This is a genomic window from Streptomyces sp. NPDC026673 (genome assembly GCF_040638135.1).
In the GTDB taxonomy this organism is placed as follows: domain Bacteria; phylum Actinomycetota; class Actinomycetes; order Streptomycetales; family Streptomycetaceae; genus Actinacidiphila.
This window is the reverse complement of sequence record NZ_JBEZXR010000006.1, coordinates 187,765-201,570: the sequence shown is the minus strand read 5'-3', so window position 1 is coordinate 201,570 and position 13,806 is coordinate 187,765. Positions and strand designations below refer to the sequence as shown.

Annotated in this window: 10 protein-coding genes; 4 read left to right on the top strand and 6 right to left on the bottom strand. The window is 71.8% G+C overall.

Features of this window, described 5'->3' with window-relative positions:
- Window positions 1-3: 3 nt before the first annotated feature.
- From AB0F62_RS07740 to AB0F62_RS07730, 3 genes are all read right to left on the bottom strand, one after another.
- Window positions 4-378 carry a hypothetical protein gene (locus tag AB0F62_RS07740; RefSeq protein WP_361793367.1) on the bottom strand — a complete coding sequence of 125 codons (375 nt, stop codon included), beginning with the start codon at window positions 376-378 and terminating at the stop codon, window positions 4-6.
- A gap of 477 nt (window positions 379-855) precedes the next feature.
- Window positions 856-1,467 (bottom strand): hypothetical protein, encoded by a 612-nt coding sequence (locus AB0F62_RS07735; protein WP_361793364.1) that lies wholly within the window; start codon window positions 1,465-1,467, stop codon window positions 856-858.
- 9 nt (window positions 1,468-1,476) lie between these two features.
- A complete protein-coding gene (locus AB0F62_RS07730; protein ID WP_361793458.1) occupies window positions 1,477-3,219 on the bottom strand; it encodes an ABC transporter ATP-binding protein in 1,743 nt (580 codons plus the stop codon).
- A gap of 158 nt (window positions 3,220-3,377) precedes the next feature.
- Here AB0F62_RS07730 and AB0F62_RS07725 point away from each other — a divergent pair, with 158 nt between their 5' ends.
- Window positions 3,378-3,845, top strand: coding sequence for a MarR family transcriptional regulator (locus AB0F62_RS07725; protein WP_361793361.1), 468 nt, complete (start codon window positions 3,378-3,380; stop codon window positions 3,843-3,845).
- A gap of 16 nt (window positions 3,846-3,861) precedes the next feature.
- Here AB0F62_RS07725 and AB0F62_RS07720 read toward each other — a convergent pair whose 3' ends face one another.
- Window positions 3,862-5,562, bottom strand: a complete 1,701-nt coding sequence (locus AB0F62_RS07720; RefSeq protein ID WP_361793358.1) for a carbohydrate-binding module family 20 domain-containing protein — start codon at window positions 5,560-5,562, stop codon at window positions 3,862-3,864.
- A gap of 256 nt (window positions 5,563-5,818) precedes the next feature.
- The gene (locus AB0F62_RS07715; protein ID WP_361793355.1) at window positions 5,819-6,535 is read right to left on the bottom strand and encodes a L,D-transpeptidase family protein; all 717 of its coding nucleotides are present in this window, start codon (window positions 6,533-6,535) and stop codon (window positions 5,819-5,821) included.
- A 176-nt stretch (window positions 6,536-6,711) separates the two neighbouring features.
- On the opposite strand from AB0F62_RS07715, the gene AB0F62_RS07710 reads away from it, so the two are divergent.
- Complete coding sequence (locus tag AB0F62_RS07710) at window positions 6,712-8,523, top strand: ABC transporter ATP-binding protein (RefSeq protein ID WP_361793352.1); 1,812 nt, start codon at window positions 6,712-6,714, stop codon at window positions 8,521-8,523.
- Window positions 8,520-10,301 (top strand): ABC transporter ATP-binding protein, encoded by a 1,782-nt coding sequence (locus AB0F62_RS07705; protein ID WP_361793350.1) that lies wholly within the window; start codon window positions 8,520-8,522, stop codon window positions 10,299-10,301. Before AB0F62_RS07710 ends, AB0F62_RS07705 begins: the two co-directional genes overlap by 4 nt.
- A 55-nt stretch (window positions 10,302-10,356) precedes the next feature.
- Here the strand turns inward: AB0F62_RS07705 and AB0F62_RS07700 are convergent, their stop codons facing one another.
- Entirely contained in the window at window positions 10,357-11,148 is a 792-nt protein-coding gene (locus AB0F62_RS07700) for a metal-dependent hydrolase (RefSeq protein WP_361793347.1), read from the bottom strand.
- A 134-nt stretch (window positions 11,149-11,282) separates the two neighbouring features.
- On the opposite strand from AB0F62_RS07700, the gene AB0F62_RS07695 reads away from it, so the two are divergent.
- Window positions 11,283-13,796 carry a DUF3516 domain-containing protein gene (locus AB0F62_RS07695; protein WP_361793344.1) on the top strand — a complete coding sequence of 838 codons (2,514 nt, stop codon included), beginning with the start codon at window positions 11,283-11,285 and terminating at the stop codon, window positions 13,794-13,796.
- The last annotated feature ends 10 nt before the right edge of the window (window positions 13,797-13,806 follow it).

The following is a 13,806-nucleotide window of genomic DNA, read 5'->3' as shown; positions in this document are numbered from 1 at the left end:
CGGTCACACCTGGGTGTCGCGGCTCACCTTCAGGGCCCACAGCACGAGCGGCGCCTGGAGGGGCAGCCGGGCGTAGGCGGCCTTCCGCAGGGGCCCGGGCCGGTCCCGCCAGTCCCGGGCCATCTTCACGTTGGCGGGGAAGACCGCGGTGAAGAAGCCGGCCGCCAGCAGGGCGCTCGCCCGGCGGGTGCGCGGCAGCGCGATGCCGGCGGCCAGCGCCAGTTCGACCGCGCCGCTGACGTAGGTCCAGGTGCGGGGGTCACCGGGAAGGGCACGCGGGACGATCGCGTCGAAGGGGCCGGGCGCCACGAAGTGGGCCGTGCCCGTGGTGGCGAGCAGCCGGGCCAGCAGCCGGGCGGAACGGTCGGACGCGGCCATCGGGAACCTCCTGCGGTCTCTGCGGCGCCGCTCACCCTAGAGCCTGTCGTCACATTCCCGCCCCCAACCTTCGGCCGGGGGTGCCCCCACCCCGCGACGCTCCCCCAGCTTCGCTGGGAGGTACCCCCAGGCACGGCACTCCCCCAGCCTTCGGCCGGGGGTGCCCCCACCCCGCGACGCTCCCCCAGCTTCGCTGGGAGGTACCCCCAGGCACGGCACTCCCCCAGCCTTCGGCCCGGGGGAGTTGTCGAATCGTCCGAGTAGCCCACCACGAGGACGACTCTCCGCCTTGCGATGCACCGCACCTGGGGGCACCTCCCAGCGCCAGCTGGGGGAACCGCGAGGCCCGCCCTCCGGGCGGTGGGGGCACCTCCCAGCGGTAGCTGGGGGAGCCAATGTGACGACAGGCTCTAGCGCCGGTGCCGGGTGCCGGGCGGGTGATCGCCCGGGCCCGGGTGTGCGCTTGCCCACCCGGGGCTACGGCGTGGCGGCGGCCGGTCCCACAAAGGGCGGCAGGGCCGCGAAGTCCGGGGCGACCGTGAGGGACACGGCCAGCTGCGCCAGCGCGTCCCGGACCCGGGTGAGCGGGTGCTCCGGGAAGTGCCCGTCGTAGTGGGGGGCGTCGCCCCAGTGGAAGGGCAGGCCCCGGCGCAGGTCGGAGGCGTACGGGTGGGGCATGAAGTAGCGCTCCGGGCCGAGTTCGATGAGCACCTTGGCCTCCCGGCTGCCCGTGGCGCCCTGCTCCAGCGCCTGCACCTTCACCACGGCGCTGCAACCGGCGCGGGGCAGGGTGTAACTGCCCAGGAAAGCCTGGCCGGTGGGCTGGTCCGGCAGCGGGACCTTGATCACCTGGCGCAGCGTGGGAACCGTGCCGAGGTGCAGCACGTCCGCCTCGACGAGACCGCCGCCCGCCGCGGCCGTGTAGTGGGCCAGGGCGTACCGCAGGCGCGGCAGGTCCTCCAGGGGCGCCGGGATGTCCGGCGGCACGTCGAACCAGTGCAGGCTCACCACGTCGCCGTGGTCATTGGTCCAGGCGTCCGCCTCGATCTGCCGGTAGCCGGGGAGTTCCGCCCCCGCGATGGGTCCCATGGCCGTCGATCATGCCGTACGGACCAGTTGGGCGTCACGGCGGACCAGGGCGGCGTAGCGGCCGTCCCGTGCGAGCAGTTCGTCGTGGCTGCCGCGTTCGGCGATCCGTCCGTGGTCCAGCACGACGATCTGGTCGGCGTCGCGCACGGTGGACAGCCGGTGGGCGATCGTGATGGTGGTGCGGCCCGCCGAGAGCGCGTCGATGGCCTCCTGGACGGCGTGCTCGGTGCGGGTGTCCAGCGCGCTGGTGGCCTCGTCGAGGATGAGCACCGGCGGGTCGCGCAGGATCGTCCGCGCGATGGCCAGACGCTGCTTCTCGCCCCCGGAGAAGCGGTAGCCGCGCTCGCCGACGACGGTGTCGTAGCCGTCCGGAAGGCCCGCGATGTGGTCGTGGATCTGCGCGGCGCGGGCGGCGGCCACGATCTCGTCGTCGGTGGCGTCGGGCTTGGCGAAGCGAAGGTTCTCGGCGATGGAGGCGTGGAAGAGGTACGTCTCCTGGGAGACGACGCCGACCGATGCGGCGAGCGTGTCGAAGGCGAGGTCGCGCACGTCGACGCCGTCCAGGGTGACGCGGCCCTCGGTGACGTCGTACAGCCGCGGCACGAGGTAGCTCAGGGTGCTCTTGCCGGAGCCGGTGGCGCCGACGACGGCGAGGCTGCCGCCGGCCGGGACCTCGAGGTCGATGCCGTCCAGGGTGCGCCCGGGTGACGCCTGATCGTAGGAGAAGCCGACGCCCTCGAAGCGGATGTCGCCGCGGATGCGCGGGAGGCGCACGGGGTCGTCCTCCTCGGTGATGTCGACGGGCAGGTCGAGGTATTCGAAGATGCGCTGGAAAAGCGCGAGCGAGGTCTGCACCTGCACTCCGGTCGACAGCAGGCTGACGGTGGGCCGGAACAGCCCCTGCTGGAGCGACACGAAGGCGACGAGCGTGCCGATGGACACCGCCCCGCCCCCTCCGTGGACGGCGATGCCGGCGACCCAGTAGATGAGGGCGGGCATGGCGGCCATGACGATGCCGATGGTGGACATGCGCCAGCGGCCGGCCATGTTGGAGCGCACTTCGAGGTCGACCAGGCGGTCCGACTCGTCGGCGAAGGAGCGGGTGAGGGAGTCGGCGCGCCCCATGGTGCGGCCGAGGAGGATGCCGCTGACGGAGAGCGACTCGGTGACGATGGCGGACATCGCGGCCATCTGTTTCTGGCGCTGCGTGGTGATCTTCTTGCGTTCGGTGCCGACCCGGCGGCTGATCCACACGAAGACCGGGAGCAGCAGCAGGGAGACGACGGTCAGCCGCCAGTCCAGCGCGAGCATGGCGACGACGGTGGCCACGACGCTGGTGAGGTTGGAGACCAGCGAGGTCGCGGTGGAGGTGACGGTGGCCTGCATGCCGCCGATGTCGTTGGCGATGCGCGACTGGACCTCACCGGTCCGGGTCCTGGTGAAGAAGGCGAGCGACATCCGCTGCAGCCGCTCGTAGACGGCGGTGCGCAGATCGTGCATGACGCGCTGGCCGACCGTGGTCGAGATGAGGGTCTGCAGGACGCCGAAGACGCTGTTGAGGACGGCGGTGGCGATCATGCCGAGGGCGAGCAGGCTGAGCAGTCCGGTGCGGCCCTGCGGAATGGCGGTGTCGAGGATCGCGCGCAGCATGAAGGGCGAGGCGACCGAGACGAGCGAGGCGGCGCCGACCAGGAGCCCGACGATGGCGAGGCGGCCGCGATAGGGGCGGAAGAGCCGCAGGACGCGGCGCACGTCGGTGGGTGTGGCGGGGTCCTTGGGCGGCGGGGTCCACCGCGGGGTTTCATCGGGGTGCAAAGGGCCTCCGAAAGGTCCGGGTACGGCAGGACGATGAGAGTGTAGTTCATTGTTACCTATACTCACAATGAACCGCATCCTGATACCCTCTGACCATGGAATCCCGCACCGTTGCCGCGGACGCCGACGAGTCCACCGGCCGCCTCGCCGACCAGCTGCTCTGGCTGACCCGCCGGCTGCACCGTGCTCAGCGGCGGCACCTGGAGCCGGTGGGCGTCACTCCCGCCCAGGCGCGCATGCTGCGCACGGTCGCGCACGTCCTCAAGGGCGGGACACCGCCGCGGATGGCCGACCTCGCCGAACGCCTGGACGTCGTTCCGCGAGCGGTGACGAGCCTGACCGACGCGCTGGAGGAGCGGGGACTCGTCCGCAGGGTGCCCGATCCGGCCAATCGCCGGGTGGTGCGCATCGAGCTCACCGACGAGGGCGACGGCGCCGTGCGACGGCTGCGGCAGGCACGCCGGGCCGCCGCCGAGGAACTGCTCGCGCCCCTGGACGCGGACCAGCGCGATGCCCTGACGGCGTTGCTCGCCGCCCTGGACACCGCGCCGGGTCGCTGCTGAAGCGCGCGAGGGCAGGTCAGGCGCGCCAGGTGTCGCCCAGCGTCACCTTGCCGCTGGCGGGGACGGTCGCCGTACGGTTGGCACCCGACTCCCAGGTGACGTTCCCGCTGCCGTCCTTCTTGATGTACTTGTACTCAAAGGACGTGCCCGCGCTCATGGAGACGTCGAGCTTCCACACCGGGTAGGCCGCCGAGGACAGCGGCAGGGCGCTGCCGGTGTTCCAGTTGCCGAGCGCGGCGTTGTTGCCGACGACGTAGACGTTCTGGCCCCACACCGTGGTCGCGTTAACCGAGAAGGACGCGCCGCTCGCCGGGTTCGTGCCCCCGCCGCCGCAGGGCGCGCCGACGTAGAGCGCCACCGCGTCGTGCGCGCCGATCGTGGCGGTGAACCTGCCGTCCGAGCCGACGGTGTAGGTGGCGCCGCCGTGCTGCACGTCGCAATAGGTGCCGGCGGGCAGCGAGGTGGTGAAGGTCTGCGTCAGCGAGCCGCTCTCGTGGTTGATCGCGACGTAGCCCTTGCTGCCGCGCCCGAAGGCGATGGCGTTGTTGCCGTTGGACCACCAGTTGGTCACCGCGGTGCCGGCCACTGCGTTGCGGAAGCCGACCATGCCCGCGATCTGCGGCCAGGCGTGCTGGCACTTCCAGCCGTCGCTGTAGCAGGCGTTGACGGTGCCGCCGTTCGGCGGGCCCGCGTCGTTGTCGGAGAACTCGTAGCCGGAGTGGACGTTGGGCGAGCCGTACGGCCAGGCCAGCATGTAGACGTTGGCCAGGGTGTAGGTCGCTCCGGCCTTGTAGTTGAGGGTCGACCCGTTCCGCTCGGTGTCCCAGTTGTCGACGAAGGTGCGCGAACTGCCGCTCGCGAGGTAGCCCGCGCCCCATGAGGCGCCCCAGTTGTTCAGGTAGGCGAGCTTCTCGCCGGTGAAGATCCGCTTGAGGTCGTACGCGCCCTGGAAGGCGTCGACATCACCGGTGCCGGTGTACTCGCCGGGCTGCACGGCCTCTCCGGAGCCGTAGATGACCTCCTGGGCCCAGAAGACGGAGGGATTGCTGAGCTTGGCCTTGATGGCGGCGAGATCGGAGGCCGCCATGTGCTTGGCCGCGTCGATGCGGAATCCGTCGACGCCCAGCGATATCAGGCTGTTCAGGTACGCCGCGATGGTCGAGCGCACATAGTCGTTGCCGGTGTTCAGATCCGAGAGCCCGACGAGTTCGCAGTTCTGGACGTTGCCGCGGTTGGTGTAGTCGGTGATGTTCGAACGGCAGGAGTGGAAGTCCTGGTCCTGGTAGTACCCGGGGTAGTTGTACTTGCTGTACGACGTGCCGCCGGTCCCGGTGCCGGAGCCGGAGCTCATGTGGTTGACGACGGCGTCCGCGATCACCTTGACCCCGGCGGCGTGGCAGGTGTCGACCATGTTCTTGAAGGCCGTGCCGTCGCCCAGCCGGCCCGCGATGCGGTAGCTGACGGGCTGGTAGGAGGTCCACCACTGGGCGCCCTGGACGTGCTCCTGGGGCGGTGACACCTCGACGTAGCCGTAGCCGGCCGGACCGAGGGTGTTCGTGCATTCCCTGGCGACCGAGGCGAATTTCCACTCGAAGAGAGTGGCCGTGACGTCCTTGCTGCCGGGCGGCGCTGCCTGGGCCGGCTGCTGCGAGACGGCGACGAGACCTGCCGTGGTCAGCAGGGCGGCCAGACCCGCGCGCAGAAAACGCGATCTCATGGTGCGGCTCCTTCGTGTTCGGGCACAAAGGTGCCCCGAAGACAGCCACGCGCCGGGCCATCGAGTGTGGGGGCGGAGCTCCCGCCCGTGGGAACTCCGGATAGGAGAGTGGCCCCGCGGGCGGGGAGCGTCAATACATCGCGTGGAAAAACTTTCAACTTCTTGCGGAAACAGCCTGCTTCGTTCTTGCGGCGGCCCTACCCGGCCTTGGGCAAGCCATTCTGATCCGCCGTCGGTTTGCCGGGCCGCCGGATCCTCAGGCCGCCAGGTGCGCCCGGTCCCCCATCACCACGACGGGGTGCAGCGCCGGGTCGAGTGTGCGCAGCAGATACTCCATGTCCGCCTTGGACTGGCTGACGCACGCAGAGGTGCCGCTGCCGTGGTCCATGTGCAGCCAGATGCCGCCGCCCTTGGACTGGCCCTGGGGGCGGGTCGGATCGAGCGGGGACGTGCCCTTGACCCGGTTGTAGTCGATGGCGATGACGAGGTCGAAGTCGTGCCAGTGCGACTTGGCCCACGACCGCGGCGCGGCGAAGGCCGGGGAGCGGTGGTACGGCAGCCCGCTGCCGGGGTCGGCAAGGACGCCGCCCGCGTCGGAGAGCGTGAAGACGCCCACCGGGCTCTTCCGGTCGCCCTCCTGATGGTCGGTGGTCCAGCCGCGCTTGCCGTTGTGACCGGACCACGAGCGCTCGCGCTTCCAGAGGTCGCCGTTCCGGGTGTACAGCACGATGGTGGCGTCGGCCGACCGTACGCCGTCCCCGTACACCGCCACGACCTGCCGGGAGCCGGCAGGGATACGGGATCGCAGAGCGGCGCCGACGCCCGGTATCTCACGGGTCGCGGCGGCCTGGGTGGCGTGCGCCGGCTGCTTCACGGCGCGCCCGGGACCGTCCTGCTGCTTCTCCGCGCCCCCGGCACAGCCGGCGAGCAGCACCAGTGCCGCCGCGACGACCGCCGTCCCCGCCCCACGCATCACTCGGACCTTCCCTCTCCCACGCATCGCGTTCCATCCTCGCATCCCTTCCGTGAGGACGAGTCCGGGCCCTGGCGCGTTCCCTGCGCACGGGGAGAAAACCGGTTGAATTCGACACCCCGGTGACGCGACGCTGGCACGTCTCCTCTCACCCCCAGCACCGATGTCGGGACGCCATGTCGCTTCGCTCACTCCCCCATGCCGACCCGGGTGTCCCCGATACCCGCTCCGGCTTCCGCTTCCTGCTCTGGCTGGAACAGCGCCAGATCGCCGGCCAGATCAAGGCCACGCTGTGGGGCACCCTCCACATGGCGGCGGTGGCCTGCATCCCGGCCGCGGTCGGCCTCGCCGTGCAGGCCGTCGTCGACCGCTCCGGCGGACGGCTCGCGCTGTCCGGCGGACTGATCCTCGTCCTGGGCGTGGTGACCGCCCTCGGCGACACCATGCTGCACCGCACCGCCGTCACCAACTGGATCGTCGCGGCCGCCCGGGTGCAGTTGCTGCTCTCCCGCAAGACCGTGGAGCTCGGCTCCCTGCTCACCCGGCGGGTCGCGGCCGGCGAGGTCGTCGCGGTGAGCACCGGCGACGTCGAGAAGATCGGCTGGTTCGTCGAGGCGCTGGCCCGCTTCGCCAGCTCCGTACTGGTGACCGCCGGGGTCACCGCCGCCCTTCTGGTCTACCGGCCCGAACTCGGGCTGATCGTCGCCGCTGGTGTCCCCGTACTGGCCCTGGCGGTGCTGCCGCTGCTGCCGCACGCGACCCGGCGCGCCGACGAGCAGCGCGCCAAGGCGGGCAAGGCGACCGAACTGGCCTCCGACACCGTGGCCGGACTGCGTGTGCTGCGCGGCATCGGCGGCGAGGAGCTGTTCCTCTCCCGCTACCGCCGGGCCTCCCAGGACGTCCGCAGCGCCGCCGTCCGCAACGCCCGGATGTGGGCGCTGATCAGCGCCGTGCAAGTGGCCCTGCCGGGGCTGCTGCTCCTCGCGGTCACCTGGTACGGAGCGCGGCTGGCGCTGGACGGGCGGATCACGGTGGGCGAGCTGGTCACCGTCTACGGGACGGTGGTCTTCCTGCTGTTCCCGCTGCGGGGCTTCGAGGAGATCGCCATGGCGTACTCCTTCTCCCGGCCGTCCGCCAAGCGCGCGGCCGGCGTGCTGGCGCTGCGGCGCGATGCGGCCGCCGGCGACGGCGACGGCGGTGAGGCCGGAGCGGACGGGGTACGGCCGCCGGCCGGCGACCTCTACGACCCCCTGACGGGCCTGCTGGCCCCGGCGGGGGAACTGACCGCCGTGGTGTGCGGGGACCCGGACGCGGCGGGCGCGCTGGCCGACCGGCTGGGCGGCCACAGCCCGGACCGGACCGAGGGGACGCCCTCGGTCCTGCTGGGCGGAACGGCACTGGACGAGCTGCCGTTGGCGGCGGCCCGCGCGGCGGTGCTGGTCCAGGACAAGGACCCGGTGCTGCTGTCCGGCACCTTGAGCGAGCTGCTCGACGTACCCGCCTCGGGGAACGTCGCCCCGGCCGAGGCACTCGCCGCGGCGCAGTGCGGCGACGTGCTCGACGCGCTGGCCCAGGCCTCCGTGGACGACTCCGGGGACCCGATGCGGTCCCGGATCACCGAACGCGGACGGTCCCTGTCGGGCGGACAGCGGCAGCGCCTGGCGCTGGCCCGGTCCCTCGTCGCCGACCCGGAGGTACTGGTGCTGGACGAGCCGACCAGCGCGGTCGACACGCACACCGAGGCCCGGATCGCCCAGGGCCTGCGGGCACTGCGCGCCGACCGCACGACCGTGGTCCTCACCTCCAGTCCGCTGCTGCTGGACCGGGCGGACCGCGTGGTGTTCGTCGAGGACGGCGCCGTCCGCGCCACCGGCACGCACCGCGAACTGCTCCGCGCCGATCTCGGCTACCGCGCCGTGGTCACCCGCGAGACCGAGCCGGAGCTCCGCGCATCCGCACGACTCCAGAAAGCCGAGGAATCCGCATGATCGGCGTGAAACCGCCGGAGTACGACCCGGCCGCGCCGCGGCACGCGACGACCCTGCCGGTGGGCTCGCCCGCCACGGTCCGCGGCTACGTCGGCGAGCTCGCCCGGCGGCACCGGGGCGCCTTCGCCGTGCTCGTCTCGGTGAACGCGGTCGCGGTCGTGGCGTCGATGGTCGGCCCCTATCTGCTGGGCGGACTGGTGGAGGACCTGGCGGCGGGCCACCGGGACCTGCACATCGGGCGCACCATGGCGCTGTTCGCCGTCGCGCTCGCCGTGCAGACGGTGTTTATCCGGGAGGTGCGCCTGCGCGGCGCGATCCTGGGCGAGCGGATGCTGGCGGACCTGCGCGAGGACTTCCTCGTACGGTCCGTGGGGCTGCCCCCGGGCGTCCTGGAGCGGGCGGGCACGGGCGACCTGCTGTCCCGCATCACCACGGACATCGACCGGCTCTCCAACGCGATGCGGGAGGCCGTCCCGCAGCTGGCGATCGCCGTGGTGTGGAGCGGCCTGCTGCTCGGCGCGCTGACCGTCACCTCGCCCCCGCTGGCGCTGGCGGTGCTGGTGGCCGTGCCGGTACTGCTGGCCGGCTGCCGCTGGTACTTCCGGCGGGCGCCGCGGGCGTACCGCTCCGAGGCGGCCGGCTACGCGGCGGTCTCGGCGGTCCTCGCGGAGTCGGTGGACGCCGGCCGCACCATCGAGGCGCACCGGCTCGGCGACCGCCGCGAGGAGCTCTCGCGCACCCGCATCCGCCAGTGGGTGGCGTGGGAGCGCTACACGTTGTGGCTGCGCAGTGTGCTCTTCCCGGTCATCAACGTGACGTACATGCTGATCCTCGCCTCGGTGCTCATGATCGGCGGGACGCTGGTGCTGCGCGGCTGGGTGTCGGTGGGCGAGCTGACCACCGGCGCGCTCTACGCGCAGATGCTGGTGGACCCGATCAACCTCATCCTGCGCTGGTACGACGAGCTCCAGGTGGCACAGGTGTCGCTGGCCCGCCTGGTCGGCGTCCGCGAGGTCGAGCCGGGTGCCGGGGACGAGCGGGTGGCCCCCGACGGCCGCGACGTCCACGCGGACGCCGTGCGCTTCGGCTACCGCGCCGGCACCGACGTGCTGCACGGGGTGAGCCTGCGCGTCCGGCCCGGCACCCGGCTGGCGCTGGTCGGCCCCTCCGGGGCGGGCAAGTCGACGCTCGGACGGCTGCTGGCCGGGATCTACAGCCCGCGGTCGGGCGAGATCACCCTGGGCGGCGCCCAGCTGGCCCGGATGCCGGCGGAGCGGGTGCGCGAGCACGTGGCGCTGGTCAACCAGGAGCACCACGTGTTCGTGGGAACGCTCCGTGACAACCTGCTGCTGGCCCGCGCGGGAACGTCCGACGAGGAGCTGTGGGCGGCACTCGCCGCGGTCGACGCCGACGGCTGGGCCCGGGCGCTGGACGACGGGCTGGACACCGAGGTCGGCTCGGGCGGCACCGCTCTGACCCCGGCCCAGGCGCAGCAGGTGGCGCTGGCCCGGCTGGTCCTCGCGGACCCGCACACCCTGGTGCTGGACGAGGCGACCTCGCTGCTGGACCCGCGGGCGGCGCGTCACCTGGAGCGGTCGCTGGCCCGCGTGCTGGACGGCCGGACCGTGGTGGCCATCGCCCACCGGCTGCACACCGCGCACGACGCGGACCTGATCGCCGTGGTCGAGGACGGCCGCATCAGCGAGCTGGGCAGCCACGACCAGCTGGTCGAGGCCGACGGCGCGTACGCGGCGCTGTGGCGGTCCTGGCACGGATAGTGCGGACCGGCACGGCGCCGCGTCACGGCGTGGCGGTGCGGCGCGGCAGGGGCTCTCAGCCGAAGAACAGGGCCCCGGCCGCGCCCACGCCGCCGATCACGAAGAACACCGGCGTCAGCACCTTGACCTCGACCTTGCTGCCGGCGCGGAAGCGCATGAACTTGGGCGGGCCGAGCGGGTACCAGCGCCTGCGCCCGATCGGGATGGGCCACAGCACCGGGCAGCCGGACACCGTCAGGGCGTCGCCGATGCAGTGCACGATGGAGCCCAGCACGATGGGGATGCCGATCCACAGGTAGTGCTGGCCGGGCTCGGTGAAGAGCCAGGCCTTGCCGCTCTCGGTGCTGTCCAGGGCGTCCGCCAGCACCCAGGCGCTGGTCGCGCCGAGCAGCCAGACCAGGATGTCGCTGGAGACCCGGGCCTGCCGCCACAGCAGTCCCTCGACGGCCAGTACCGCGTGCACGAAGAGGATGACGAGTACCGCCCACCGGCCGCCCACCAGGGCCAGGCCGGAGGCCGCGGCGCCCATCAGGACCGCCCACAGCCAGGTGTGGGTGAGGGTGCGGTGCCCGCCCTGGCGCACGGGGTCACCGGGCTTCCGGGTCTTCTTGTAGGTGGCGAACGACAGCTTGTCGATGATCTCGCACAGCCCGCGTGATATGGGGCCGAACGCTCGCGAGATCGTCGCCGCCTTGTGGTCCAGGTCGGGGGCGAGAGCCGCGCCGGCGCAGATCAGCGCACCGACGACGATGGTCGGCCACGGCATCGGATGACCGAGCCCCGCGGAGACTGCTCCTACCGACAGCCATGCCGCCGCTCCGGAGATGGAATGTGCCGGTCCCATCATGGTGTGTGCCCCGCCCTTTCACCCCGCCCCGAAAGCGGAGTTGACGCGTAATCGACGGCACACCATACCGCCGGTCGATCTTCCTCCGTACCGCCGGTTCATCCCCCGGTGCGCGGGGCAGGCAAGATGGTGGTGTGACCCTCATCGATCAGCTGCCTTCCGAGCCCGACCCCGATGCCCTCTTCGAGGCCTTCTCGACCTGGGTGGAGGGGCGGGGCATCTCGCTCTATCCCGCCCAGGAGGAGGCGCTGATCGAGGTGGTGTCGGGGGCGAACGTCATCCTGTCGACCCCCACCGGGTCCGGGAAGAGCCTGGTCGCGGCGGGTGCGCACTTCGCCGCGCTGGCCCGGGACGAGGTCACCTTCTACACCGCGCCCATCAAGGCACTGGTGTCGGAGAAGTTCTTCGACCTGTGCAAGCTCTTCGGTACCGAGAACGTCGGCATGCTCACGGGCGACGCCTCGGTCAACCCGGACGCGCCCGTCATCTGCTGCACGGCGGAGGTCCTGGCGTCGATAGCGCTTCGCGACGGCAAGGACGCGGACATCGGCCAGGTCGTCATGGACGAGTTCCACTTCTACGCCGAGCCGGACCGCGGCTGGGCGTGGCAGATCCCGCTGCTGGAGCTGCCGCAGGCGCAGTTCCTGCTGATGTCGGCGACGCTCGGCGACGTCACGCGCTTCGAGAAGGACCTCACCCGCCGCACCGGCCGTCCCACGGCCGTCGTGCGCTCCGCCACGCGCCCGGTTCCGCTGTCGTACGAGTACCGGCTGACGCCGCTCACCGAGACGCTGACGGAGCTGCTGGAGACCCGCCAGGCCCCTGTCTACATCGTCCACTTCACGCAGGCGGCGGCCGTGGAACGGGCCCAGGCGCTGATGAGCATCAACATGTGCACGCGGGCCGAGAAGGACGCCATCGCGGAGCTCATCGGGAACTTCCGCTTCACCACCAAGTTCGGCCGCAACCTGTCCCGTTACGTCCGGCACGGCATCGGCGTGCACCACGCCGGAATGCTGCCCAAGTACCGGCGGCTGGTGGAGAAACTGGCGCAGGCGGGGCTGCTGAAGGTCATCTGCGGCACGGACACCCTCGGCGTCGGCGTCAACGTGCCCATCCGCACGGTGCTGTTCACCGCCCTCACCAAGTACGACGGCAACCGCGTGCGCGTGCTGCGCTCCCGTGAGTTCCACCAGATCGCGGGCCGCGCCGGGCGGGCCGGATTCGACACGTCCGGCTTCGTGGTGGCCCAGGCCCCGGAGCACGTGATCGAGAACGAGAAGGCCCTGGCGAAGGCCGGCGACGACCCGAAGAAGCGCCGCAAGGTGGTGCGCAAGAAGGCGCCCGAGGGCTTCGTCGGGTGGACGGAGAGCACCTTCGAGAAGCTGATCGCCTCCGATCCCGAGCCGCTCACCTCCCGCTTCCGGGTCACGCACGCGATGCTGCTCTCGGTGATCGCCCGCCCGGGCAACGCCTTCGACGCGATGCGCCGGCTGCTGGAGGACAACCACGAGGACCGCAGGGCCCAGCTGCGGCACATCCGGCGGGCCATCGCGATCTACCGCTCGCTGCTGGCGGGCGGGGTCGTGGAACGCCTGGACGAGCCCGACGAGGAGGGCCGCATCGTCCGTCTGACGGTGGACCTGCAGCAGGACTTCGCGCTCAACCAGCCGCTGTCCACCTTCGCGCTGGCCGCCTTCGAGCTGCTGGACCCGGAGTCCCCGTCCTACGCGCTGGACATGCTGTCGGTGATCGAGTCGACCCTCGACGACCCCCGGCAGATCATCGCCGCCCAGCAGAACAAGGCCCGCGGCGAGGCCGTGGCGGCCATGAAGGCCGACGGGTTGGAGTACGAGGAGCGGATGGAGCGGCTCCAGGACGTCTCCTATCCCAAGCCGCTGGAGGACGTGCTCTCGCACGCCTACGGCGTCTACCGCAAGAGCCACCCCTGGGTGGGCGACCACCCGCTGTCGCCCAAGTCGGTCGTACGCGACATGTACGAACGGGCGATGACCTTCTCCGAGTTCGTCTCCCACTACGAACTGGCCAGGACCGAGGGGATCGTCCTGCGCTACCTGGCGAGCGCCTACAAGGCGCTGGAGCACACCGTCCCGGACGACCTGAAGTCCGAGGACCTCCAGGACCTCATCGCCTGGCTGGGCGAGCTGGTCCGCCAGGTCGACTCCAGCCTGCTGGACGAGTGGGAGCAGCTCGCCAACCCGGCGGAGATGACCGCCGAGGAGGCCCAGGAGCGCGCCGACCAGGTCAAGCCGGTCACGGCCAACGCCCGTGCCTTCCGCGTCCTGGTGCGCAACGCGATGTTCCGCCGGGTGGAGCTGGCCGCGCTGGAGCGGTTCGGCGAACTCGGCGAGATGGACTCCGAGGCGGGCTGGGACGCCGACGCCTGGGCCGACGCGATGGACGCCTACTGGGACGAGTACGCGGATCTGGGCACCGGGCCGGACGCCCGCGGCCCGAAGCTGCTGCAGATCGAGGAGCGTCCCGAGGAGGGGCTCTGGAAGGTCCGCCAGACCTTCGCGGACCCCGACGGCGACCACGACTGGGGCATCTCCGCCGAGATCGACCTCACCGCCTCCGACGAGGAGGGCCGCGCGGTGGTCAAGGTGACGGCGGTGGGCGCGCTGTGACCGCCGGACC

Excerpts from the sequence above, each read along its gene's own strand:
- AB0F62_RS07715 (WP_361793355.1), bottom strand. The coding sequence starts at position 6,535 with ATGCGTGGGGCGGGGACGGCGGTCGTCGCGGCGGCACTGGTGCTGCTC.
- AB0F62_RS07740 (WP_361793367.1), bottom strand. The coding sequence starts at position 378 with ATGGCCGCGTCCGACCGTTCCGCCCGGCTGCTGGCCCGGCTGCTCGCC.
- AB0F62_RS07710 (WP_361793352.1), top strand. The coding sequence starts at position 6,712 with ATGTCGCTTCGCTCACTCCCCCATGCCGACCCGGGTGTCCCCGATACC.
- AB0F62_RS07720 (WP_361793358.1), bottom strand. The coding sequence starts at position 5,562 with ATGAGATCGCGTTTTCTGCGCGCGGGTCTGGCCGCCCTGCTGACCACG.
- AB0F62_RS07705 (WP_361793350.1), top strand. The coding sequence starts at position 8,520 with ATGATCGGCGTGAAACCGCCGGAGTACGACCCGGCCGCGCCGCGGCAC.
- AB0F62_RS07735 (WP_361793364.1), bottom strand. The coding sequence starts at position 1,467 with ATGGGACCCATCGCGGGGGCGGAACTCCCCGGCTACCGGCAGATCGAG.
- AB0F62_RS07725 (WP_361793361.1), top strand. The coding sequence starts at position 3,378 with ATGGAATCCCGCACCGTTGCCGCGGACGCCGACGAGTCCACCGGCCGC.
- AB0F62_RS07700 (WP_361793347.1), bottom strand. The coding sequence starts at position 11,148 with ATGATGGGACCGGCACATTCCATCTCCGGAGCGGCGGCATGGCTGTCG.